The sequence below is a fragment of the Burkholderia sp. BDU5 genome (genome assembly GCF_001522845.1).
GTDB lineage: Bacteria > Pseudomonadota > Gammaproteobacteria > Burkholderiales > Burkholderiaceae > Burkholderia > Burkholderia mayonis.
Genome location: NZ_LOWC01000043.1, coordinates 33,605 through 56,100, shown reverse-complemented (window position 1 = coordinate 56,100; position 22,496 = coordinate 33,605). Strand labels below are relative to the sequence as shown.

At 65.1% G+C, this 22,496-nt stretch carries 21 protein-coding genes; 12 read left to right on the top strand and 9 right to left on the bottom strand.

Going from position 1 to position 22,496, the window contains the following annotated elements; translation table 11 throughout:
• Window positions 1–112 precede the first annotated feature (112 nt).
• From WS69_RS08265 to WS69_RS08245, 5 genes are all read left to right on the top strand, one after another.
• Window positions 113–2,701: a fimbria/pilus outer membrane usher protein gene (locus tag WS69_RS08265; protein WP_231747097.1), complete on the top strand. Its 2,589-nt coding sequence runs from the start codon at window positions 113–115 to the stop codon at window positions 2,699–2,701.
• A gap of 66 nt (window positions 2,702–2,767) precedes the next feature.
• Window positions 2,768–3,820, top strand: coding sequence for a fimbrial protein (locus WS69_RS08260; RefSeq protein ID WP_156438013.1), 1,053 nt, complete (start codon window positions 2,768–2,770; stop codon window positions 3,818–3,820).
• Between the two features lie 437 nt (window positions 3,821–4,257).
• A complete protein-coding gene (locus tag WS69_RS08255) occupies window positions 4,258–5,577 on the top strand; it encodes an MFS transporter (protein ID WP_059470298.1) in 1,320 nt (439 codons plus the stop codon).
• A gap of 243 nt (window positions 5,578–5,820) precedes the next feature.
• Window positions 5,821–6,711, top strand: coding sequence for an amidohydrolase family protein (locus WS69_RS08250; RefSeq protein ID WP_059470297.1), 891 nt, complete (start codon window positions 5,821–5,823; stop codon window positions 6,709–6,711).
• 64 nt (window positions 6,712–6,775) lie between these two features.
• Window positions 6,776–8,041 (top strand): MFS transporter, encoded by a 1,266-nt coding sequence (locus WS69_RS08245; protein WP_082716046.1) that lies wholly within the window; start codon window positions 6,776–6,778, stop codon window positions 8,039–8,041.
• Window positions 8,042–8,059: 18 nt separating this feature from the next.
• Here the strand turns inward: WS69_RS08245 and WS69_RS08240 are convergent, their stop codons facing one another.
• Window positions 8,060–8,947 carry a LysR family transcriptional regulator gene (locus tag WS69_RS08240; RefSeq protein ID WP_059470296.1) on the bottom strand — a complete coding sequence of 296 codons (888 nt, stop codon included), beginning with the start codon at window positions 8,945–8,947 and terminating at the stop codon, window positions 8,060–8,062.
• Between the two features lie 100 nt (window positions 8,948–9,047).
• On the opposite strand from WS69_RS08240, the gene WS69_RS08235 reads away from it, so the two are divergent.
• The gene (locus tag WS69_RS08235) at window positions 9,048–10,268 is read left to right on the top strand and encodes an alpha-hydroxy acid oxidase (RefSeq protein ID WP_059470295.1); all 1,221 of its coding nucleotides are present in this window, start codon (window positions 9,048–9,050) and stop codon (window positions 10,266–10,268) included.
• A gap of 274 nt (window positions 10,269–10,542) precedes the next feature.
• Here WS69_RS08235 and WS69_RS33105 read toward each other — a convergent pair whose 3' ends face one another.
• A complete protein-coding gene (locus WS69_RS33105; RefSeq protein ID WP_156438012.1) occupies window positions 10,543–11,004 on the bottom strand; it encodes a hypothetical protein in 462 nt (153 codons plus the stop codon).
• 223 nt (window positions 11,005–11,227) lie between these two features.
• Window positions 11,228–11,848 carry a LysE/ArgO family amino acid transporter gene (locus tag WS69_RS08225; protein ID WP_059470294.1) on the bottom strand — a complete coding sequence of 207 codons (621 nt, stop codon included), beginning with the start codon at window positions 11,846–11,848 and terminating at the stop codon, window positions 11,228–11,230.
• Window positions 11,849–11,955: 107 nt separating this feature from the next.
• Here WS69_RS08225 and WS69_RS08220 point away from each other — a divergent pair, with 107 nt between their 5' ends.
• The gene (locus WS69_RS08220; protein ID WP_059470293.1) at window positions 11,956–12,849 is read left to right on the top strand and encodes a LysR family transcriptional regulator ArgP; all 894 of its coding nucleotides are present in this window, start codon (window positions 11,956–11,958) and stop codon (window positions 12,847–12,849) included.
• 38 nt (window positions 12,850–12,887) lie between these two features.
• Here the strand turns inward: WS69_RS08220 and fnr are convergent, their stop codons facing one another.
• Complete coding sequence (gene fnr / locus WS69_RS08215; RefSeq protein ID WP_059470292.1) at window positions 12,888–13,640, bottom strand: fumarate/nitrate reduction transcriptional regulator Fnr; 753 nt, start codon at window positions 13,638–13,640, stop codon at window positions 12,888–12,890.
• Between the two features lie 149 nt (window positions 13,641–13,789).
• Entirely contained in the window at window positions 13,790–14,257 is a 468-nt protein-coding gene (locus WS69_RS08210) for a universal stress protein (protein ID WP_059470291.1), read from the bottom strand.
• 422 nt (window positions 14,258–14,679) lie between these two features.
• Between WS69_RS08210 and WS69_RS08205 the strand changes: the two genes are divergently transcribed.
• Complete coding sequence (locus WS69_RS08205) at window positions 14,680–14,910, top strand: hypothetical protein (RefSeq protein ID WP_059470290.1); 231 nt, start codon at window positions 14,680–14,682, stop codon at window positions 14,908–14,910.
• A gap of 138 nt (window positions 14,911–15,048) precedes the next feature.
• Here the strand turns inward: WS69_RS08205 and WS69_RS33100 are convergent, their stop codons facing one another.
• On the bottom strand, window positions 15,049–15,282 hold the full coding sequence (locus tag WS69_RS33100) for a hypothetical protein (protein ID WP_156438010.1): 234 nt from the start codon (window positions 15,280–15,282) through the stop codon (window positions 15,049–15,051).
• A 327-nt stretch (window positions 15,283–15,609) separates the two neighbouring features.
• Here WS69_RS33100 and WS69_RS08200 point away from each other — a divergent pair, with 327 nt between their 5' ends.
• Together WS69_RS08200 and WS69_RS08195 are read left to right on the top strand one after the other, a co-directional pair.
• Window positions 15,610–17,190: an aldehyde dehydrogenase (NADP(+)) gene (locus WS69_RS08200; protein WP_059470307.1), complete on the top strand. Its 1,581-nt coding sequence runs from the start codon at window positions 15,610–15,612 to the stop codon at window positions 17,188–17,190.
• 5 nt (window positions 17,191–17,195) lie between these two features.
• Entirely contained in the window at window positions 17,196–18,137 is a 942-nt protein-coding gene (locus WS69_RS08195; protein WP_059470289.1) for an SMP-30/gluconolactonase/LRE family protein, read from the top strand.
• Window positions 18,138–18,847: 710 nt separating this feature from the next.
• Here the strand turns inward: WS69_RS08195 and WS69_RS08185 are convergent.
• Window positions 18,848–19,264 (bottom strand): DUF3005 domain-containing protein, encoded by a 417-nt coding sequence (locus tag WS69_RS08185; protein ID WP_059470288.1) that lies wholly within the window; start codon window positions 19,262–19,264, stop codon window positions 18,848–18,850.
• A gap of 270 nt (window positions 19,265–19,534) precedes the next feature.
• Here WS69_RS08185 and WS69_RS08180 point away from each other — a divergent pair, with 270 nt between their 5' ends.
• Window positions 19,535–19,771 (top strand): HlyU family transcriptional regulator, encoded by a 237-nt coding sequence (locus tag WS69_RS08180; RefSeq protein ID WP_009914080.1) that lies wholly within the window; start codon window positions 19,535–19,537, stop codon window positions 19,769–19,771.
• Window positions 19,772–19,895: 124 nt separating this feature from the next.
• Entirely contained in the window at window positions 19,896–20,819 is a 924-nt protein-coding gene (epsC, locus tag WS69_RS08175; protein ID WP_059470287.1) for a serine O-acetyltransferase EpsC, read from the top strand.
• Window positions 20,820–20,910: 91 nt separating this feature from the next.
• On the opposite strand, the gene WS69_RS08170 is transcribed toward epsC, so the two are convergent.
• Window positions 20,911–21,714, bottom strand: a complete 804-nt coding sequence (locus tag WS69_RS08170) for an SDR family oxidoreductase (protein WP_059470286.1) — start codon at window positions 21,712–21,714, stop codon at window positions 20,911–20,913.
• Window positions 21,715–22,446: a GTP cyclohydrolase I FolE gene (gene folE, locus WS69_RS08165; RefSeq protein WP_059470285.1), complete on the bottom strand. Its 732-nt coding sequence runs from the start codon at window positions 22,444–22,446 to the stop codon at window positions 21,715–21,717.
• Window positions 22,447–22,496 lie beyond the last annotated feature (50 nt).

Here is a 22,496-nt window from a genome sequence, read left to right as displayed (position 1 = left end):
TCAACCTTCAGCCACCATGGAAATCAATCACTCGGCCCGTCCGAGGGCGGTGCGCGCTCGCGCGCGTCAGCCGGTTCTCAGACCTCTCCCCGCGGCGGTGTTATTGGCCAGCATGAGCGTGGCCCAGTATGCGTCGGCCGCGAACGATAGCGCATCCGCTCCCGCGCCGGGCCGCCAGCCGACCACGACGCTGGCCAGCGCGGACTTCGACCAGAGCTTCCTCCGGTCCGGTTCGGGCGAGACCGTCGATTTGTCCCGATTCGCCAACGGTAACCCGCTGCTGCCTGGCGAATACCGTGCGGATGTCTATGTGGCGGATCGCTTCATCGGCCGAGAATCCGTCACTGTCAAGTCGGGCGATGGTCCCAACAGCGCCGCGCGCATCTGCGTGTCGCGCACGCTGTTTGATCGTCTGGCCATCGATCCCGCACAGGTGCCCGCGGACTTGCTCGCGCGGCTTGCCGACCCGGCGGGTTGCGTCACCATCGAGGCGCTGTCCGACGACGCGCACGCCAGCCTCGACACCGCGGAGCTTCGGCTCGATGTCAGTCTGCCGCAGGCATTGATGCGTCGCCACGCCCGAGGTTACGTCGACCCGGCGCTGTGGGATTCGGGTATCACGGCGGGCATGCTGGGCTACAACGCCACTTTTTACCGAAGTGAGTCCGGCAACCTGACGCAGCAGTCGGCCTACGTCGGCATCAATGCCGGCTTTAACGTCGGCGGCTGGATGTTCCGCCATAGCGGCTCCTACCAGTGGCGCGAACGTGAACCTTCGCGCTACAGCTCGATCCGGACTTATGTGCAGCGTGACATCACGCCGATGAAGGCGCGCGTGACGTTGGGCGAATCCAACACCAGCGGCGAGATCTTCGACACCTTTGCATTCCGCGGCGTACAGCTCGCCACCGATGACCAGATGTGGCCGGAGTCGATGCGCGGGTACGCGCCGGTGGTCCGCGGCATCGCGCAAACGCATGCTCGCGTGACGGTGCGTCAGGGCGACGCCGTGCTGTACGAAACCTCGGTTGCGCCGGGCGAATTCGTGATCGACGATCTGTACCCGACCGGGTACGGCGGCGACCTCAATGTCACGGTGACGGAGGCCGACGGCCGCGTCCAGGAGTACAAGGTGCCCTACGCGTCGGTCGCACAGCTGCTGCGGCCCGGCAGGACGCGCTACAGCGTGGTCGCCGGCATGGTGCGATACAGCGGGTTGAGCTACTTGCCGAGGGTGATCCAGGCAACCGTGCAGCGAGGCCTGTCCAACAGCTTCACCGCGTACGCGGGGGCCCAGGTCACGAATGACTACGGCGCCGTGCTCGCGGGCGGAGCGTTCAGCACCCCAGTGGGTGCGTTCGCGCTCGACGTGACCAAATCGTGGGTGTCGTCCGCGGGTCTCAGACGCAACGGCACCAGCGTGCGTGCGACGTACAGCAAGCTGATCACGTCGACCAGCAGCAATCTGTCGGTGGCGGCGTACCGTTTCTCGTCGTCGGGCTACATGGACCTGCAGAACGCGCTGCAGTACAGCGACCAGGCGCGGCGCGGCACGCTGAGCGATAACTCCTGGACGACGAGCCGGCCGCGCAACCGGCTGTCGGTAACGGCAAGCCAGGGCTTCGGCCGGCGCGGCGGCAATCTCTACATTAGCGGCTACAGCCAGAACTTCTGGGACCGTTCGGGCAGCGACACCCAATTCCAGATCGGTTACAGCAACAATTTCCGTTCGCTTGGCTATACGGTCTCGATCAGCCGCAGCCGTACTTCGCTGGGGCAGATGGAAAACATCTACATGCTGTCGCTGTCAGTGCCGCTGGGGGGCAGGTCGCACGCGCCGACACTCAACATGGCCGTGACCAACGGGGCGGATGGCACCAGCGTGCGCTCCACCGTCAACGGTACGGCGCTGAATGACAACGCGCTCGACTACAGCATCGGCGTGACGCGCAATGCGAACCGCGACGTCGGCGCCAACGGGTCGGTGTTGTACCGCTCGCACTACAGCGCGTTGCAGGGCAGCTTCGATGTGGCCGACCGCTATCGTGCGATGTCCGCGGGCGCCAGCGGCATGCTGGTCGCCGACGGCGGCGGCGTCACGGCTTCGCCGTACAGCGCGCAGTCGATCGCGATCGTGGAAGCGCCCGCGGCCGCCGGTGCGCGCGTGCTTGGGTATTCGGCCATCGTGCTCGACCGCAACGGCCGTGCGGTGGTGCCGTACCTGAATCCGTACCGGCTCAACGAAGTGTCCATCGATCCCAACGAGCTGTCTGACGACGTCGAGCTTCTCACGACGCGGCAGCAGGTTGCGCCCCGGAGCGGCGCAATCGTCAAGGTTCGCTACGGCACCGTGGTCGGACGGCCGGTCCTGGTGCGGGGGACGCTGCCTGGCGGCAACGTGCTGCCGTTCGGGGCCTCCGTGGTCGATCCGGAAGGCAATGCGATCGGCATCGTCGGTCAGAACGGGCAGTTGTACGCGCGCCTCGCCGATGGGCTCGAGAAGCTGATCGTCAAGTGGGGCGAGCACGAACGCAATACCTGCATGCTCACATTGCCCGAGCAGGCGCCGGACACCGCTGACGGCAAGAAGGGGCCTCTCAAGCACCTGCAACGTTTCGACGCGATGTGCCAGCCGCTCGCGTCGGAAGCGAACCAAACCGCGTCGATGCGGCCGCGCAGAGTGATGCAGACATCCGGTTGAGCATGCGTTCCCACCACCGCGATCGCCACCTGCGTGGCGATTTCCCCTGATGATGAAAGGACGATTGTGATCAAGGAATACATACTGAAGCTCGGGCGCTCGTCGGTTCGGCGTCTTCTGCCCTGGGTGGCGCTGAGCCTGCTTTGCACCGGGACGGCGCATGCGACGCTGAACTGTTCGGTGGGTAGCGGCGAAAGCGTCGTGCTGCTTGACTTGACCCAGAAAATCCTGGTGCCGGAGGATGCACCGATCGGAACGGTGCTGATGAGCGCCCATGGCGTCAGCCGTACCGCTCAATGCATGCTGAATGTCACGTATCCGTTGACGAGCGAGTATGCGTATGTGCGCCGTCCCGACCTGACCACCAGCAACCGGATCGGCAGCGGCTTGGCGATCTACGTGACTTACAACGGCGATCGCGGCAATTCGGCGGCCAGTTGGAAAACCGACGTGCTGGTCGACTCGGCGGTCAAGAGCGTTTCCGTACCGTTCACGGTGGACATCGAGCTGGTCAAGGTCGGGGAGACGCCCACGAGCTCCGATATCAAGTTGCCGAGCAACTATGTTCACGTGCTCAGTGTGGCGGACCCGAATCAGAATTTGCTGGTTCAGGGTGGAAACGCGATGTATTTCATTAGAGGCCTGCAAGATGTCGTGGTGTTTACCAAGAGCACTTGCTCGGTCGTCGGAGACGCCAATCCCGTGGTCAATCTCGGCACGTTTGCGGCCAATGGCCAATCGGGCCTCGGTTCCGGCATCGGTTCGACCTCGCCGTCGCGGGATTTCACGCTGGAACTTGATTGCAAACAGGGCGATACCGGCGCGTTCTCCGTCGCGCTGACACTGGACGGCCAGACGGCATCCGGTTATGACAGCGCCGGCGTGCTGGCGCTGTCGTCGCAGACCGGCGCGGCGACCGGCGTCGGCGTGCAGGTCCTGAAAGGCGATGCCGGTTCGCAGACGGCCGTGCAATTCGGCTCGGCATGGGACGTCACGTCGCGATGGCAGTCGGATGGACGCATACAGCTTCCGTTCTCGGCCCGCTATTACCAGACCGCCGACACCGTCACCCCTGGGCCGGCCAACGCTACGGCCACCTATACCATCAGCTACATGTAGCGTCCCCGTGCTTCGGGGCGGTAGTCGGCGCCGCGGCCGGATGACCGCGCCGGCTGCTCGCATGCCGCCTGTGCGGCGTCGTGGACGGCATGGAATCAGACTCGCCGCGACGGAAACTTCCGTTGCGGCGAGTCCGTTTTCGGCGCGAACCTTGACTCTGGTGCTGCGCGCCTGATTACCCACGCGGGGGATGGCATCGCGCCAGTGCTGTGCTGGTTATTGGCCTGGCCATCAGGGATAGCGAGGATAGCCACGCCCATCACGCCCGCCGGCTCCGCCTTTCGCGGTGTCTCCACAAAAGCGAACAAACTTGTTCCGATTATTTCGCTTTCTGCGGATCGTTTCCTCCACTTACCCTTGCTGCACCCGATCGCGCGCCGTCGCCCGCCGCTGGCATGCACACGGGCAATGGAGACAATCGAAACCGGAGACATCACGTGTCGCAAGCCCGCCCCCTTGCAACTGCCCCCTATTCCCAGCAGGCCGGGACCTTCGCCCGCCTTCGTTCCATTTTCAGCGGATCGGTCGGCAATCTGATCGAGTACTACGACTGGTACGTGTATTCGGCCTTTTCGCTGTACTTCGCCAAAGTTTTCTTTCCGGCCGGCAGTCAGACCGTGCAGCTGCTCAACACCGCAGCCATCTTCGCCGTCGGTTTCGTCATGCGGCCCATCGGCGGCTGGCTGGTCGGCCAGTACGCGGATCGCAAGGGGCGCAAGGCGGCCTTGCTGATCTCGGTGCTGGCGATGTGCTTCGGCTCGTTGATCATCGGCCTGACGCCGGGCTACAACAGCATCGGCATAGCGGCTCCCATTCTGTTGGTCGTCGCGCGGCTGCTGCAGGGGTTGAGCCTCGGGGGCGAGTACGCCAGTTCGGCCACTTATCTGAGCGAAATGGCCGACAAGACGAATCGCGGCTTCTATTCCAGCTTCCTGTTCGCCACGCTGTCGCTCGGCCAGTTGCTCGCAATGGCGGTGTTGGTGGTGCTTCAGCAGTGTTTCCTGAGCGCCGCGCAACTGGAAAGCTGGGGTTGGCGCATTCCCTTCCTGATCGGGTCGCTGGCGGCGGGCGTCGCGATCTTTCTGCGCCGCAATATGGAAGAAACGGAATCGTTCGAGCAGCACCGGCAGGGCAAGCGCAGCCGCACGTCCGTCACGGAGCTGTTCAGGCACAAGCGCGAATGTCTGATCGTGGCGGGCCTGACGCTCGGCGGGACGGTCGCGTTCTACGCCTACACGACGTACATGCAGAAATTCCTGGTCAACAGCGCGGGGATGAGCAAGGCGGATGCCTCCATGGTGTCTGTCATCAGCCTGATTGCCTTCGTGTTGATGCAACCGGTGTTCGGCAGCCTGTCGGATCGCGTCGGCCGTCGTCCGCTGCTGATCGCCTTCGGCGTGCTGGGAACGGTATGCACCGTTCCGATCTTCAATGAGCTGAAGATGGTCCGAAGCATGGGCGGCGCGCTTGTGCTGATCTCGGCTGCGCTGCTGATCGTCAGCCTGTATTCGTCCGTCAGCGCGGTGGCCAAGGCCGAGCTGTTTCCGGTCGGAATACGCGCGTTGGGCGTGGGCTTGCCTTATGCGATCACGGTGTCGCTGTTTGGCGGCACGGCCGAGTACATCGCGCTGTGGACCAAGAGCATCGGGCACGAATCCTGGTTCTTCTGGTACGTGTCTGCGTGCGTTCTGGTGTCGCTGCTGTGCTATCTCTGGATGCCCGATCCGAAGCAGGTGTCCTGCATCGATCAGGATTGAATCCGGTTGACGGCATGTGAAGCGCGAGCGCAATGAATGCTGGCGCCATCGGCGGCCATTGACGCAACATGCGATTTCCACGCGCGCCGCACGGAGAATCGCGAGGCGCCCGACCGGAACGAGCAAGTGAAAAGTCGCGCAGCACGGAACAGGCGCGCTCGACGACTCGGCAACCTGTCGCGCAGGTACGGCGGTCTCCGTCTTATTTGCGCAGGGATTTTCTTACGCAACAAGGACGCAGCGATGATCGAACTCTCCCGCTTTCCAACCGCCTCCATGTGCGCGGCGCCGCTGCCGAATATCGAGCCGCCGAGTTTCAGGATTCCTCACGGCGCGGTCGACACGCATGCCCATGTCGTTTCGGCCGACCTTGCGTACCGGATGGTTGAGGACCGCAGCTACACGCCGCCGCCGGCACCGGAAGAGAAGTATCTCGCGATGCTCGACGCAACCGGGATGACGTATGGCGTATTGGTGCAGATCAGTGTCTATGGAACCGACAATCGCTACATGCTCGAAGTGCTCGGCCGCAATCCGCAGCGATTGCGCGGTGTCGCCGTGGTCGCGCCCGACGTGTCCGATCGCGAGCTGGAGGCAATGCATGCCGCCGGCGTGCGCGGCCTGCGCATCAACGTGCTGTTCGGCGGCGGCATAGGCTTCGCGGCCATGGAGACGCTCGCCAGCCGCGTGAAGGATCTGGGCTGGCATCTGCAATTCCTCATGGACGTCAAGGCCCTGCCCGAACTGATGCCGCGCATGATGAAGCTGCCGGTGACAGGCGTGATCGATCACATGGGTCACACGCCCGTGGCCGAAGGCCTCTCGGCTCCGGGCTTCGTTGCGTTGCGTCATCTCGTGTCCGCGCACGGCTATTGGGTCAAGCTCTCCGGCGCGTATCGCATCAGCGACAGATTCCCTACCTTCGAAGACGCGACGCCCTTTGCGCGAACGCTGATCGACGACGCGCCCGAGCGCATGGTCTGGGGCAGCGATTGGCCGCATGTGTCGCTTACGCCGGAGCGCATGCCGAACACCGGCGGCCTGCTCAATCTCGTTGCCGACTGGGCGCCCGACGAGGCCACTCGCCACAGGATCCTCGTGAGCAATCCGGCCCGCCTGTACGGCTTTGAGTGAAGCCGCCCGACAGCCCGGGCTGCGTGGCGCCATTCGCGCCCAATGACAAACGAGGAGACACGAAATGAACAGCAATAGCCAGATGTCGGCGACCGAAAAGCCGAACTGGTACAAGCAAATGACGGTGACCGAGAAGCGGACGTTCATGGCCGCGTTCGGCGGTTGGGCGCTCGATGCACTCGATTTCATGGTGTTCACGTTCGTCATCACGACCCTGATCTCGGTGTTTCACATCGACAAGGCCCAGGCCGGCATGCTGGCCACGATCACGCTGCTGTTCTCGGCGATCGGCGGGTGGCTGGCCGGCATCCTTGCCGACCGTTTTGGCCGCGTTCGCGTGCTGCAGTTCACGATTCTCTGGTTTTCCGTGTGCACGGCGTTGATCGGTTTCGCGCAGAACTTCGAGCAGATCTTTGTCCTGCGTGCGCTTCAGGGGCTCGGCTTCGGGGGCGAATGGGCGGTCGGTTCCGTGCTGATGGGCGAGATCGTGCGAACCGAATATCGCGGCCGAGCGGTCGGCACGGTGCAAAGCGGCTGGGCGATCGGTTGGGCAGTCGCTGCGATCCTGTACACCTTGTCGTTTTCCGTGCTGCCCGAAGACTACGCGTGGCGCGCGCTGTTCTGGGCAGGCGTCGTGCCGGCGCTGCTCGTCGTATTCATACGCAGGAAGGTGCCGGAACCGGAACTGTTCCAGCGCACGCGCAAGCGCGAAGACGCCAGCGCCAACCCGATGTCGACCTTGGCGATCTTCTCACCTGCACTGATCCGGACGACCGCCCTGAGCGCGTTGCTCTGCACGGGCGTCCAGGGCGGCTACTATGCGGTGACGACGTGGTTGCCGACCTTCCTGAAGACCGAACGCCACCTGTCGGTGATCGGCACGGGCGGTTATCTGCTCGTCATCATCGTCGGTTCGCTCGCCGGATACCTGGTTGGCGCTTACCTGACCGATCGCCTCGGCCGCCGCGCGAACCTGCTCGTGTTTTCCGTGCTGTCCGGCGCGTGTGTCTTCGTCTACACGCAGCTTCAACTGTCGAACCAGCAGATGCTGTTCCTCGGTTTTCCGCTCGGTTTCGCGGCATCGGGGATCTTCAGCGGCATGGGCGCGTACCTGACCGAACTTTTCCCGTCTGCGGTGCGAGCCAGCGGACAGGGGTTCGCTTACAACTTCGGACGCGGAATCGGTGCGCTGTTTCCGAGTCTGGTCGGTTATCTTGCGAAGACGAGCGGCCTCGGCACGGCCATCGGCATGTTCGCGGGTGGCGCCTATCTCATCGTGTTGATCGCCGCGCTGCTGCTGCCTGAAACGAAAGGGCGCGAAATAGCCTGACGCGCGCCGGACGCCGAGTCAGCGAAAATCCGCATGCTGCCGCACGAGCGCCAGCATTGACGGAATCAACCCGCGCATGTCGCCGCGCCGCCACTGGAACGCATAGTGGAGAGGCGACAACGAGGGCTCGCTCGTCAACTGCACGAGGCCGCCGCCCGTTCGCGCAGCGGCCCAATCGGCGGGCAGGAAACCGATGCCGACGCCTTCGCGCAGCATGCCGGCCACCGCGCCCCAGTTGTTGCAGGTGATCCTTCGAGGATGGTCGATGCCGCACGCCAGCAGCCATTCGTCGAGGATGCGCGTGACACCCGAGCCGGCAGGCAAGATGACGAGCGTTTGGCTCGCGATCAGCGCCGGCGTCAACGTGCGCTCGCGGCCGACCAGTTTCTCCGCCGCCATCCACGCGAAGCGGGCCTCCGTCACCGGCTGCGACAGGATGCTGCCGCGCGACGAACGGCCCGCGACGACCGCAAAATCCAGCTCTCCCGCATCCACCTTGTCTTCGAGCGCCGCGCCGACGTCGACATACGGCTCCAGGATCAATTGCGGATGCAGTTTCTGGACGGCTGCGACGAAACGGGGCAGCCAGGTCAGCGCCGACAGTTCGCCTACGCCAAAGCGCAGACGGCCGGTCAATCCCTTGTCTTCAGCAAACGCGTCCTGCAGCGCCGCCACGGACTCCAGAACCCGAACCGCGGCTGGCAGCAGCGTTTCGCCGTCCTCGGTCAACACCGCCCGGTGACCGCTACGGTCGAACAGCGTACGCCCCATGACCTGTTCCAGTTCGTTGATCCGTTTGGATAACGAAGAGATGGACAGATGAAGCCGCTGCGCCGCGGTCGAGAAATTGGCGCATGTCGCCGCCCAGTAGAAGGCGTCCAGTTGCTTGAGCGTCGGAGTTGCCATGGTTCTTCGCTTTTATCGAACGATTTTATTTGAAGATTATCGCTTTTTATCGACACTTCGGCTGCATAGAATGGCGTCGTCGCTTCAGGAAAGCCCATAGATGACCACTGTTACCTCCCCGATCGTCGAAGAGAGCCGGCCCGTGGCCAGCCTCGGCAAGCCGCCGCGCGTTCTGCAAGACGTACTGAGTCTGCACGACTTCGAGGCCAAGGCGCGTCGTGTGTTGCCGCGTCCGATCTTCGGTTACGTCAGCGGCGCGGCGGAAGACAATCGCACCCGCGACGACAACCGCGCCGTGTTCGATGAATACGGCTTTGTGACCCGTGTGCTGTGCGACGTTTCCCAGCGGCAGCAGGCAGTCGAATTGTTCGGTCAGCGCTTTGCGTCGCCGTTCGGCATCGCGCCGATGGGCATCAACGCGCTGTCGGTCTATCGCGGCGATGTGGTGCTGGCGCGCGCCGCGCAGCGCGCGGGGATCGTCTCCATCATGAGCGGCTCCTCGCTCATTCCGCTGGAAGATGTGGCCGCCGCTGCACCGGGGACGTGGTTCCAGGCGTACCTGCCGGGAGACGCGAGCCGCATTCGCGCGCTGCTCGAGCGCGTCGCGCGCGCCGGCTACAGAACGCTCGTGGTCACCGTCGACATTCCGGTGTCCGCGAACCGTGAAAACAACGTGCGCACGGGTTTTTCCACGCCGCTGCGTCCCAGCCTGCGCCTTTTCTGGGACGGACTGACGCGGCCGAGCTGGCTGTTGGGCACCTTCGCACGCACGCTGCTCAAGCACGGCATGCCTCACTTCGAGAATTCCTTTGCGACACGCGGCGCGCCGATCCTTTCCGCCAACGTACTGCGGGATTTCTCCGCGCGCGACCACCTCGACTGGACGCACGTGCGAGAAATCCGCAGGCAATGGACGGGCGAGCTGGTGATCAAGGGCATTCTCAGCGTCGAGGACGCCGTCGTTGCGCGCGAGGCGGGCGCCGACGGCATCCTCCTTTCGAACCATGGCGGCCGCCAGCTGGACGGCGCTTCGTCGCCGATGCGGATCCTGCGGGACGTGGTGCAGACAGTGGGCGACGATTATCCGGTGATGATCGACAGCGGCTTTCGCCGAGGATCGGACGTGCTGAAGGCGCTGGCGCTGGGCGCGCGCATGGTGTTCGTCGGGCGACCCTTCAACTATGCGGCGGCCGTGGCGGGAGAGGCCGGCGTGGTGCATGCGATTCGCCTGTTGCAGGAAGAAGTGGACCGCAACATGGCTATGCTGGGGGCGAACGGCTGCGGCCAGCTCACCCCGGACATGCTGATCCGCAAGCGTTAACCGCATTAGCCAACCTCACGCGCGCTCGATCGCGTCAACGCCGCATTGCCGCCGCATTTGCGCCGGACGCCGCAGCAAAGGCTGCAACGAAGGGCAGTCGTCCGTGTTCCGCCGATCCACTCGTTACCGCCGCAGTGGCGTTTCGGGCGTCGGGATCGGGCCACAATTCAGTGTCGTGCGCGTATCAATTGCAGCGTGATCGATTCGCGACCCGACGGCCGCGGATGCGGCGCCGGATCGCATCGTTTGTCGATCGCGACCGTGTCGCCGCCGATCATGCGGCCGACCGCAAATTTCGGAACGTAAGACGAATCGACCGGCGGATATCGAGACGGCGCATCTGATGCTTCCGCGTTGGCGGGACGGCGATGCCGAAGCATGGGCGATGTCGAATTCGGATTCCGAAGTCATCGCGCGGCTCGGGCGGCGTAGTCCCACGACGCTGGCCGAGGCGCGTGACGACATACACCGCTTCGATGCGCATTTCGATGCGCACGGCTTCGGCCCGCAGGCTGTCTAAACGCGAGCCGATGGCACGCTGATCGACCCTTGCGGGTTTCGATGCGTGCTCGCGGACGATCATCCGATGACGCCGTGTGTGGAGATCGCGTGGCGGCGCGGCTACATGACGGAAGCCGCGCGTGCGGCGCTCATCGACGGTTTCGACAGTATTCAGCCAAACGAAGCATTCGCGTGGACGGCCGCAGAGAATCTTCCTTCGGTCGCAACGCATCATGTGCAGGATCGGCGTGCAGCGAACGGCTTCGCGCGATTTCGATCATCCCGCGCTTGCGGACGGGCATCCGCTGCGCCGACACGTCGTGGATTCGATTCGGCGGCAAACGTCGCGCTGCTCGAGCCGCGGAGCATCCCGACGTTTGCGTGCGGCGCGCCGATCGTCGCAGCTTGCGACATACGCGACCTACGCGCTCGCAGGCCGCGCGAAGCACATCACACCCTCAACGCAACTGCACGGCCGCGAGAAACAGCACCATGCCGCCGATCGCGCCATCGAGCACGCGCCATGCAAGCGCGCGCTTGAACCACGGCGCGAGCAAACGCGCGCCATATCCGAGCGTGACGAACCAGATCGCGCTGACCGTCATCGCACCGATTGCGAATGCGCTGCGCGCGCCTTCCGGCTCGCGCGCGCCGGCCGTGCCGATCAACAGGAACGTGTCGAGATACACGTGCGGATTGAGCCACGTGAACGCGAGCGTCATCAGCACGATCGGCCATGCGCGCTGCACGGGCGGCGCGACGGCGGCGCCCGTCGCGTCGAACGTCTCGTGGCCGGGCTTGAACGCGCGGCGCAGCGCGCTCAGGCCGAACCACGCGAGATAAGCGAGGCCGACGTACAGCACCGCGTGAACGAAGGTCGGGTAGCGTTCGACGAGCACCGACGCGCCGCCGACGCCCGCGCCGATCAGGATCATGTCCGACAGCGTACAGAGCAGAATGATCTTGCCGACATGCGAGCGCATGATTCCCTGCCGAAGGATGAACGCGTTTTGCGCGCCGATGGTGACGATGAGCGATGCGCACAGCATCGCGCCGTGAGAAAAAGCGATCCAGTTCATGTTCGTTGTTGCTTCAGGCGATGGACTAACGGAGCGAGAGGCGCTAGTCTGCGATGATCGCTTGAGTAAGAAAAGCTAAATAATCTAATGCTGATTAAGGAAAACTGATGCTCGACTACGCGTTGCTCGATGCGCTCGCCGAAGTGATCCGTCACGGCTCGTTCGAACGGGCGGCGAAAGCGCTCAACGTGTCGCCTTCCGCAGTGTCGCAGCGCGTGAAGCTGCTGGAGGAGCGAGTGGGGAGCGTGCTCGTCAAGCGCGGGCAGCCGTGCGTCGCGACGACATCGGGCGCGCTGTTGTGCCGCCACACCGAGCGCGTGCGGATGCTGGAAGCCCAACTGTCCGGACACATGCCAGGATTCGCCGGCGTGGAGACGGGCGCATGGCCGATACTGCGCGTCGCCGTCAACGACGACAGCGTCGCGACCTGGTTCGTCGACGCAGTCGGCCCGTTCTGCGCGGAAAGCGGCACGCTGCTCGATCTCGTGATCGACGATCAGGACTACACGGCGGAACGGATTCGCGACGGCAGCGTGCAGGGCGCGGTGACGGCGCTCGCCGAGCCGATCCAGGGCTGCCGCTCGACGCGCCTCGGCCGGATGCGCTATCACGCGGTGTGCTCGCCCGCGTTCCACGCGCGCTATTTCGGCAACGGCATCAACCGCGACGCGCTGCGGCGCGCGCCGTGCGTGATGTTCAATCCGAAGGATGGCCTGCAGGCACGTTTCATCCGGCGCGTGACGCGAGTGGATCTCGATCCGCCGCAGCACTGGATTCCGCACGTCGCCGGCTATCTGCGCGCGTGCGAGGCGGGGCTGGGCTGGGGAATGTGTCCGGAGCGGATGATCGAGCGTCAGATCGCCGCGGGCGAACTCGTTGATTTGTCAGAAGGAAAGAGCATCGACGTCGAACTCTACTGGCAGAGCTGGCGATTGTCGATCGGCTGGCTCGATGAGTTCAGCGCGGCGCTCAAGAAGCGTGCCGCGCAGTTTCTCGATTGATTCGATGTGATGCGATGAAAAAAACGAGCCGCGCGGGGTTACAGGCGATGGAGGCCGTCGAAATCGACGATGCGGACCACCCGGCCCTGCATCTCGATCAGCCCGCGCTTGTGGAATTTCGACAGCGTGCGGCTGACGGTTTCGAGCGTCATGCCGAGATAGCTGCCGATGTCTTCGCGCGTCATCCGCAGGTTGAATTCGTTAGGCGAATAGCCGCGCTTCATGTAGCGCGACGACACGTCGAGCAGGAACGCCGCGACGCGCTCCTCAGCGTTCAGCGAGCCGAGCACCATTGTCTGCGACGTCTCGCGGACGATCTGCTCGCTCATCAGCTTGTGCATTCGCAATTGCATCGTGCCGGCTTCCGAGCACAGCGTCTTCAGCGCGCTGTACGGAATCACGCAGACCGAACTGTCTTCGAGCGCGACCGCGGTGCGCGGATGCGCGTCGTCGCAGATGCCGTCGAGGCCGAGTGCTTCGCCCGCGAGATGCAGGCCGGTAACCTGCTCGCGGCCGTCGTGGCGTGTGGCGATGGTCTTCAGCGATCCGGAGCGAACCGCGTACAGGTTGTCGAAATTGTCGCCTTCGCGGAACAGCGTTTCGCCGCGCCGGACCGGGCGTGCGGTGCAGATCACGGATTCGAGACGCGCGAGCGCCTCGGGTGCGAGCCCTTGGGGCATGCAGAGATGGCGCATCGCGCACGTCGAGCAGTGTGCGGCCTGACGCGGTGCCCACGTGCTGGAGGCATGGACGGGAGCGGCGGCGGCGGGTCGGGCGACGGGCGTAAGCATGATGGATGGCTCTGAGGTTGAATCAACAGGGCCATTGTCCCATCGTGGGCAAAGCCTGTTTAGCGACAAAACGCCGCGACGCTCCGTGCGATTTCCTTGTTCGGCCGCAACGCGCGGTTGCGGCGAAACATCGCATCCATTGCGTTCGGTCAGCTTTCCTGATCTTCCGGATGGGCGGCGGACGGGATCAGCAGCACGGGCAGCGCCGAGTGACGCACGCACTGTTCAGCGACGCTGCCGAGCACGAGCCGTTTGAAACCGCGGCGGCCGTGCGTGCCGAGCACGAGCAGATCGGCGCCGAACGCCTTGGCGCCGTCGACGATGAGCGACGGCACGTCGGCGAGCGACGACGCTTCGCCGATTTTCATCGCGCCCTTCACGCCGGCTTCCTGCATCTTCCGCGCAAATTCCTTCGCCAGATCGTTGCCCTGCTGAAGCAGTTGCGTGCGCAGGATCGACGGATCGTAGCCGGGCACGTTGTAGTAGATCGCAGCATTTTCCACGACGTAGAAGGGCTGCAGTTGCGCGCCGCTCGTCTTCGCGATGTCGAGCGCCGCGTCGAATGCGTGGCGTGCCGTTTCGCTGCCGTCGACTGCAACAAGAATGCGCTGGTACATGATGTCTCCGTGGTGCGGTTGAGAAAAGATCGGCCGTTCGGCCGATCGAGTTTGACGATGTCTTTTTACAAGGTAAACGATTACTGACTACGGTGCAGCCAACTGACGCAGCCGAGTAAACGCGGCGCCCGACTTTTCCGGTTTCGATCGAATGCGGCGTTTTTTTGCGCGCGATTTGCGTGTCGACCGGGTCGGCTCATGCCGCGTTCCTCAATGCCGTAATAGACTTGACCGGATCTCGGGCTTGCTCGCCTGCCGACGCGAGCCGATGCTGATTTGAAACACATCGGGCGATACCGTTCCCGGTGTTTCGTGCGGCGTTCGATGGAGGACGGCCGGCGCTGGCGTCGGAGATGCGTGCCGATGGGCGTAGCCGCTGCGCTCGCTTGTTCGTTTCGTTCAACCGGAAAAGGAGGAGACCAATGCCGTATGTCACGCTCGAACTGCTGACCGAAGACGCAGACCGGTACTCGCTGCCGGACCTGATCGGCGTGGACAGCGCGTCGCCCGATATGCCGCACGTCTGCGAAATGCTGCTCGCGGACGCTCAATGGCCGACGATTCAGGCTTATCTCGATCGGCAGGAATTGCCGTACAAGTTCGCGCGGCCGAGCACGGCGCGGCGGGTGCCGAGGAATAATCCGCGTTGGTAGCGGTGTTGGGGGCCGGCGATTCGGACATCGAGCCGGTTCAGCGCCGTCGCGGAATCGCGAGTGCTCGCGCGGCTTGTGCGTTTCCCAGCGCAGACCCGAGTGCGCGCGTTGTCTGCGAATGGCTGGAAAAGCGCGAGCTCACGCTGTTGTCGACGGGTATCGCACTTCGTGCGAACCGACCACGACCGACTCGAACTGCTCGATACGGTGCAACGCTTCGGGATTGATGAAGGCGCGCCGCGCGTGTCGTGGATATTTCGAAGCAAGACTCATCGTGAATTCTTGCAGTCGATGCAACGGCGCCGCCGCCGCGTCGCTCGCATGTCTTTCATCTTGCGCCGAGCAAGGGATCTCATCGGAGGCGCTTGCCATGCGTCGTCAAGGGCCTGTTCGAGCCTCCGTCCATCGCGGTTGCGGCGCGCCGCGCCCACGTGTCGACCGATCACGGAACAGGGCCTGCGCGTGACGTATCCGGCGCTCGTGCGGGTGTTCGCCGCCGCGCTCGCCGATTCGAGCGACACGGCGCGTCGCTCGCTCTGGCAGGATAATGCGATTCGCGTATGCCGGATCGGCGCGTCCGATCGAGTCGCTCCGATTCGTCCGATTCGCCCGCATGACCCGATTCGCCCAATTCATCCGCAGGCGGCGCGCGTCGCGACGCGCGCCCGTCCACGGCAGATTTTTCAATCCGGAGGAAGCATGCAGATCACTGGGGAGATGTTGATTGGCGCGGCCGCGGTGCGCGGCACCGAAGGCACGATGCGCGCATACGATCCAGCGCAGGGCGTCGAGCTCGAGCCGGCGTTCGGCGCGGGCGGCGCGGCCGACGTCGACCGCGCGTGCCGGCTCGCGAGCGCCGCATTCGACACGTTCCGCCAAGCGCCGCTCGAGGCGCGCGCGCGTTTTCTCGAAGCGGTCGCCGAGCGCATCGCCGGGCTCGGCGATCAATTGATCGAGCGCGCGCATGCGGAATCGGCGCTGCCCGTCGCGCGCCTCGAAGGCGAGCGCGCGCGCACGGTCGGCCAACTGCGGCTGTTCGCGTCGATCGTGCGCGACGGCCGCTGGCTCGACGCGACGCTCGATTCCGCGCAGCCCGAACGCAAGCCGCTGCCGCGCGCCGACCTGCGCTTGCAGAAGATCCCGGTCGGCCCCGTCGCGGTGTTCGGCGCGAGCAACTTCCCGCTCGCGTTCTCGGTCGCGGGCGGCGACACTGCATCGGCGTTCGCGGCCGGTTGCCCAGTCGTCGCGAAGGCGCACCCCGCGCATCTCGGCACGTCGGAGCTCGTCGGACGCGCGATCCGGCAGGCGGTGGCCGATTGCGGATTGCCCGAAGGCGTGTTCTCGCTCGTCGTCGGCGCGGGCAACGCGATCGGCGAGGCGCTCGTCGCGCATCCGGCGATCAAGGCGGTCGGCTTCACCGGCTCGCGCGCGGGCGGCGTCGCGCTGATGGGCGTCGCCGCGCGGCGGCGCGAGCCGATTCCGGTCTTCGCCGAAATGAGCAGCATCAATCCGTTCTTCGTGCTGCCGGGTGCGCTGCGCACGCGCGGCGCGAAGATCGCGCAAGGCTTCGTCGATTCGCTGACGCTCGGTGTCGGACAGTTCTGCACGAACCCGGGGCTCGTCGTCGCGCTCGACGGGCCGGACCTGAAGGCGTTCGTCGACGCGGCCGCGCAGGCGCTCGCGCAAAAGGGCGCGCAGACGATGCTGACGGCGGGCATCGCGTCGTCGTACGAGAGCGCGATCGCGGCGCGTCGCGCGACGGCCGGCGTGAGCGAAGTTGCGCAAGGCACGCGCCGCGACGCGCGGAACGCTGCGCTGCCCGCGCTTTTCACGACGACGCACACGCAGTTCGTCCAGGACCCGCAACTCGCAGGCGAGATCTTCGGGCCGACGTCGCTCGTCGTCGTGTGCCGCGACGTCGACGATATGATCGTGCTTGCCGAGCACGTCGAAGGGCAGTTGACCGCGACGCTCCATCTCGAAGACGACGATGTCGATCTGGCACGCAAACTGTTGCCGACGCTCGAGCGCAGGGCGGGCCGCATCGTCGCGAACGGCTATCCGACGGGCGTCGAGGTCGCGCATGCGATGGTGCACGGCGGGCCGTTTCCGGCGACGTCGGACCCGCGCAGCACGTCGGTCGGCACGCTCGCGATCGAGCGTTTCCTGCGGCCCGTCTGCTATCAGGACCTGCCCGCGGCGCTGTTGCCGGCCGCGCTCGCCGACGCGAATCCGCTCGGTCTCTGGCGCTTGCGCGACGGCCAGCTCGGCAAGGCGTGAGCGCGATGGACGCAACCGATTCCCGGCGCTATCCGGATCCGGCCGTCCGCGTGCTCGATCCGCGCTTCGATTCGCTGCGCATCCGGTCCGCTTCCGTCGAATGCCTGTATCAGGGCGCGCGCTGGTCCGAAGGCCCGGTGTGGTTCGGCGACGGCCGCTATCTGCTGTGGAGCGACATCCCGAACAACCGGATTTTGCGTTGGGATGAACAGAGCGGCGCGGTCGGCGTATTCCGGCAGCCGTCGAACAACGCGAACGGCAACACGCGCGATCGCGCGGGATGCCTCGTCACGTGCGAGCATCTGACGCGCCGCGTCACGCGCACCGAATACGACGGGGCGATCACCGTGCTCGCCGAGCGTTTCGAAGGCAAGCGCTTCAATTCGCCGAACGACGTGGTCGTGAAGTCCGACGGCTCGATCTGGTTCAGCGATCCGGACTTCGGCATCCAGAGCTTTTACGAAGGCGAGAAGCAGGAATCGGAGATGCCGGAGCGCGTCTACCGTATCGATCCGCACACAGGCGCGGTCGAGCCTGTCGTCGACGGCGTGCCGGGGCCGAACGGCCTCGCGTTTTCGCCGGACGAATCGGTTCTGTACGTCGTCGAATCGAAGGGGCGGCCGCGCACGATCCGCGCATACGACGTTGCGAGCGACGGCAAGTCGGTGCGCAACGGACGCGTGCTGATCGACGCGGGGCAGGGCACGCCGGACGGCTTTCGCGTCGACGCGCGCGGCAACCTGTGGTGCGGCTGGGGGATGGGCACCGACGAACTCGACGGCGTGCGCGTGTTCACGCCCGGAGGAGACGCGATCGGGCACATCGCGCTGCCCGAGCGTTGCGCGAACGTGTGCTTCGGCGGACGGCATCGGAACCGGCTGTTCATGGCGGCGAGCCATGGGTTGTATTCGCTGTATGTGAATACGCAGGGGGCGATGGGCGGTTGAGTGCCGGCGCGCCGCGCTGCACGTGGCTCGCGTTGCGGCTCGGCTCGGTGTGCCTGGTGTGCTTGAGGGCGCGGCGTATGAGTTGCATCGCGATGCAATGCGCCGCGTCGATGCGCATCGCTTGCGCGCGGATTCGGATGCGCATCCGTTGGCGCGGCGGTCGCTGTCGATGCTGGGACCGGCGCTATTGCCGCTTCTCGGGGCGAGCGCGCATCGATATCGGCGCTGGTACGGTACCGATTTCGCGGATATAGCGCGAAGACCCACGGCGTTGCATCGACGCGGGCGCCAAAAGAGAATTCGAACGCGCGTTTCATGATGCGCGCCGAAGCAGCGCTGCATCGATCATCATGAACCGCGAACCGCGAACCGCGAACCGCGAACCGCGAACCGCGAACCGCGAACCGCGAACCGCGAACCGCGAACCGCGCGAGCTCGACATCTTCCATGCGTGCCGCGTTCATTTCGAGACAACGTTACGACCGACGACCGACGACCGACGACCGACAAAACGCGACGCTCGCTGGGCGCGCACGTTCAAACGCCCGAATCAAACAGCGGATCGGATTCGACGCGCGGACGCGTGAACGCGTCGACGTAAAAATGTTACCAAGGCCCTGCTGCGCGACGACCGCGCAGCGACAGCAATCACACCATGCGCGAACCGGCCTCGCACCGGCACGCACACGGCGATGGCGCCGACACCGACATCAACGTGGAATCGGCGCGAACTCGATGATGCGCCCCGGCCGCCGCGGCGGATGATACGGAGACGGAAGCTCGCCGTCCGCGTGCGCGCCGCCCGATGCGGCGGCGTCGAACCCCTTGTCGACGACCGTGTAGCCGGCTCGCGGCGCGAACTGCGGATGATTGCCGCCGGGCCGGCTGTCGAAGCCGGCAAAGCCATCGGGCGTTTCGGGCATCGCATTGACGAGCGACGCATTGCTCGTCGTGATCTGGTCAGGAGAAATCGGTTCGCCGTTCGCGATGCGGGCGGCCTCGCGATTCTTACCGTCCGTGTCGACAGTGCTGTCGTGTGTCGCGTCGTTGTACAACTCGACGCTGCGCGGATGCGCGTGGCCGGCGTCGGCGGGCGTCTTGCGTTCGAACGGATTCATCGCGGTCATCCCAGCGGCGCGATGCCCGGAGCATTGCAAGACCCGTTCCGGGCACGACGGGAAAAGGCGCGCGTGCGAGCGCCGCTGCCGCGCCGCGTGCCACGCTTTCCAAGTAATTATTTCAGCTAGAAGACGCGTTTTCTACAGAGTATGATTCTTTTCCGACGAAGCGGTGCGCGACATTCGGCGCACCCGCTTCCGCCCGCACCGGGCGCCGCAGCATCCTTAACGGACGGTAGCGAAGAAGAAGGTAAAGGGGGACTTAAGGTGGGCGGACTTATGCACTCTACGACAACTGCATTCACGCATCGCGGGTATCTGCTGAATTGCGCGCCGGCGCGCGCGAGCGATGGCTCGTTCCAACCGTATGTCGTCATCTCCCGATCGAGCGACGGCGAACTGGTCGCCAATCGTTTCTTTCCCTCCGATCTGCATTTCAACGACGAAGATGCGGCGATTGCGCATGCGCGCGATTGGGCCGTCCGATGGATCGACGCGAGCAGTCTCACCATTTAGGACGGCGCGACGACACGTCCGGCGGCCCGCGTTCTGCTGACGCGGCAAAAACGCGGTAATCTTGCGGAACCCGTCACTTTTATCAGACGGCCGTGCGACGAAGCGCGGCCGTGTGTTTTTGCCTATGTCGAAATCCGCTCGAAACTGGGGCCTCGAACAGATCGTCAACGAGCTGCGCGAATCGCGCGAGAAGCTGCATCGCACGCGCCATCCGCGCGGCATTCGTGAGCTGCCGTCGCGCGACGCGATCTGCACGATCGTCTCGGGCCTGCGCGCCTCGTTGTTCCCGACGCATTACGGCGCGCCCGATCTGACCGACGAAACCGTCGACTACTACGTCGGCCACACGCTCGAAAGCACGCTGCGCCTGCTCGCCGAGCAGATCCGCCGCGCGCTGCCGTTCCTGCCCGAGCACGCGGAGACGCCGTCCGCCGCGCTCGGCGAACGCGCGTTCGAGATCGCGCGCGAGTTCGGCACGCAACTTCCCGGCATCCGCGCGCTCCTCGTCAGCGACATCCAGGCCGCCTACTCCGGCGACCCGGCCGCGCAGCACATCACCGAAATCCTGCTCTGCTATCCGGGCGTACTCGCGGTGATGCACCATCGGCTTGCGCATGCGCTGTATCAGCTCGGCGTGCCGCTTCTCGCGCGCTTCATCAACGAGATCGCGCACTCGGCAACGGGCATCGACATCCACCCGGGCGCGCGGATCGGCCCGAGCTTCTTCATCGACCACGGCACGGGCGTGGTGATCGGCGAGACCGCGATCATCGGCGAGCGCGTGCGGCTCTATCAGGCGGTCACGCTCGGCGCGAAGAGCTTCCCCGCCGACGGAGAAGGGATGCTCGTCAAGGGCAACGCGCGGCATCCGATCGTCGAGGACGACGTCGTGATCTACGCAGGCGCGACGATCCTCGGCCGGGTGACGATCGGCAAGGGCTCGGTGATCGGCGGCAACGTGTGGCTCACGCATAGCGTGCCGCCCGGCAGCAGCGTCGCACAGGGGAAGATCCGCGAGGGCGAGAAAGAGAACGCCGAGAAGGATTGAGCGGGCATCGAGCAGGCGGCGCGGCTGCCGTTGGCCCGCGCCGCGCTTGTCGCTTGCTCCGGTTGCTGGCTGCCGCTGTTGCCGCTTTCGCTCAGTGCTTGCCGGCGGGCGACCGGTGCTTGTACAGCACGTCCTGATCGACGCGGATCAGGTTCTGTCCCGCATCGACGACGAAGTCCGCGCCGTTGTATGCGGGCCCCGTCAGCAGCAGGATCGCGTCCGCGACGTCGTTCGGCCCGGCGATCCGCGCAAGCGGCGTCGATGCGCGGCTCGCGTGCTCGAAGTCGGCCGGCGTCTGGTCGTCGCTCGGCAGCATCAACCCCGGAAACACCGCGTTCACGCGCAGCACCGGGCTCGCCGACAGCGCGAGCATCTGCGTGAGATTGCCGAGCGCCGCCTTTGCGACCGTGTAGCTGAAATGGTCGCGATGGAAGTTTTCCTTGATCTTCTGGTCGACGACGTTGATCACGACGCCCTGCGCGCCTGCCGCCTTCGCGCGCTCGTAGTACGCGCGCGTCAGCAGGATCGGCGCGCGGCAGTTGATCGCCCACGCGTTGTCGAATGCCGCGAGATCGAAGCTCGGCAGGTGGTCCTGCCAGAACACCGACGCATTGTTCACGAGCACGTCGAGACGGCCGAAACGCGCGTAGACCGCATCGACGAGATGCGCGATGGCGTCCGCATGGGCAAGATCGGCTTGCAGCGCGACGGCTTCGCCGCCCGCCGCTTCGATCTCTCGCACGAGCGCGTGCGCGGCGTCGGCCGACCGGTCGTAATGCACGGCGACGCGATAGCCGCGCGAGGCGAAGCGCAACGCGAACGCGCGGCCTGCACGGCGCGCGGCGCCCGTCACGAGTACGACGGGTGCGATGGCTGGTTTCATGCTCGACTGCATTTATGTATTCGTCAGATTGACCGAGGACGGATTTGCGACGATCGACAGGAATTCGCGACGCGTTGCCGGATCGGTGCGGAACGTGCCGAGCATCCGCGACGTCACCATCTCGACGCCGGGCTTGTGGATGCCGCGCGTCGAGATGCACTGGTGCGCGGCTTCGAGGATCACGCCGACGCCCTTCGGTTGCAGCACGTCGAACAGCGTGTCGGCGATCTGCACGGTCATCTTTTCCTGGATCTGCAGGCGCTTCGCGAATGCGTCGACGAGGCGCGCGAGCTTCGAGATGCCGACGACGCGATGGTGCGGCAGATACGCGACGTGCGCGCGGCCGATGATCGGCACCATGTGGTGCTCGCAATAGCTTTCGAAGCGGATGTCCTTCAGCACGATCATCTCGTCGTAGCCGTCGACTTCGCTGAACGTGCGCGCGAGGATGTCGCGCGGTTCGAGCGCGTAGCCCGAGAAGAATTCTTCGTACGCGCGCACGACGCGCGCCGGCGTGTCGACGAGGCCTTCGCGGTCGGGATCGTCGCCCGCCCAGCGCAGCAGCACGCGCACCGCTGATTCGGCTTCGTCGCGGCTCGGCCGGTTCGCGGGCACGGGGGCAGGCGCGGGCGAGGGCGCGGCGGCGCGAGTCGTCTGCTTGCTTGCTGTTTTGTTCGTTGTCTTGCTCGCCGCCTTGTGCGCGGCCGGGGCCGCTGTCTTGCTTGCGGTCTTTCCTTTAGCCATATGCTCTGAACTCCGTAAGGACCGCTGACTTCGCGGCCGGTCGATCATTG

Bases quoted from the DNA above. Each gene is read 5' to 3' on its own strand.
- epsC (WP_059470287.1), top strand. From the start codon at position 19,896: ATGTCGAAATCCGCTCGAAACTGGGGCCTCGAACAGATCGTCAACGAG.
- WS69_RS08185 (WP_059470288.1), bottom strand. From the start codon at position 19,264: ATGACCGCGATGAATCCGTTCGAACGCAAGACGCCCGCCGACGCCGGC.
- WS69_RS33100 (WP_156438010.1), bottom strand. From the start codon at position 15,282: ATGGCAAGCGCCTCCGATGAGATCCCTTGCTCGGCGCAAGATGAAAGA.
- WS69_RS08205 (WP_059470290.1), top strand. From the start codon at position 14,680: ATGCCGTATGTCACGCTCGAACTGCTGACCGAAGACGCAGACCGGTAC.
- WS69_RS08220 (WP_059470293.1), top strand. From the start codon at position 11,956: ATGCTCGACTACGCGTTGCTCGATGCGCTCGCCGAAGTGATCCGTCAC.
- WS69_RS08210 (WP_059470291.1), bottom strand. From the start codon at position 14,257: ATGTACCAGCGCATTCTTGTTGCAGTCGACGGCAGCGAAACGGCACGC.
- WS69_RS08195 (WP_059470289.1), top strand. From the start codon at position 17,196: ATGGACGCAACCGATTCCCGGCGCTATCCGGATCCGGCCGTCCGCGTG.
- fnr (WP_059470292.1), bottom strand. From the start codon at position 13,640: ATGCTTACGCCCGTCGCCCGACCCGCCGCCGCCGCTCCCGTCCATGCC.
- WS69_RS08240 (WP_059470296.1), bottom strand. From the start codon at position 8,947: ATGGCAACTCCGACGCTCAAGCAACTGGACGCCTTCTACTGGGCGGCG.
- WS69_RS08265 (WP_231747097.1), top strand. From the start codon at position 113: ATGAGCGTGGCCCAGTATGCGTCGGCCGCGAACGATAGCGCATCCGCT.
- WS69_RS08200 (WP_059470307.1), top strand. From the start codon at position 15,610: ATGCAGATCACTGGGGAGATGTTGATTGGCGCGGCCGCGGTGCGCGGC.
- WS69_RS08180 (WP_009914080.1), top strand. From the start codon at position 19,535: ATGCACTCTACGACAACTGCATTCACGCATCGCGGGTATCTGCTGAAT.
- WS69_RS08245 (WP_082716046.1), top strand. From the start codon at position 6,776: ATGAACAGCAATAGCCAGATGTCGGCGACCGAAAAGCCGAACTGGTAC.
- folE (WP_059470285.1), bottom strand. From the start codon at position 22,446: ATGGCTAAAGGAAAGACCGCAAGCAAGACAGCGGCCCCGGCCGCGCAC.
- WS69_RS33105 (WP_156438012.1), bottom strand. From the start codon at position 11,004: ATGATGCGTTGCGACCGAAGGAAGATTCTCTGCGGCCGTCCACGCGAA.
- WS69_RS08235 (WP_059470295.1), top strand. From the start codon at position 9,048: ATGACCACTGTTACCTCCCCGATCGTCGAAGAGAGCCGGCCCGTGGCC.
- WS69_RS08170 (WP_059470286.1), bottom strand. From the start codon at position 21,714: ATGCAGTCGAGCATGAAACCAGCCATCGCACCCGTCGTACTCGTGACG.
- WS69_RS08225 (WP_059470294.1), bottom strand. From the start codon at position 11,848: ATGAACTGGATCGCTTTTTCTCACGGCGCGATGCTGTGCGCATCGCTC.
- WS69_RS08250 (WP_059470297.1), top strand. From the start codon at position 5,821: ATGATCGAACTCTCCCGCTTTCCAACCGCCTCCATGTGCGCGGCGCCG.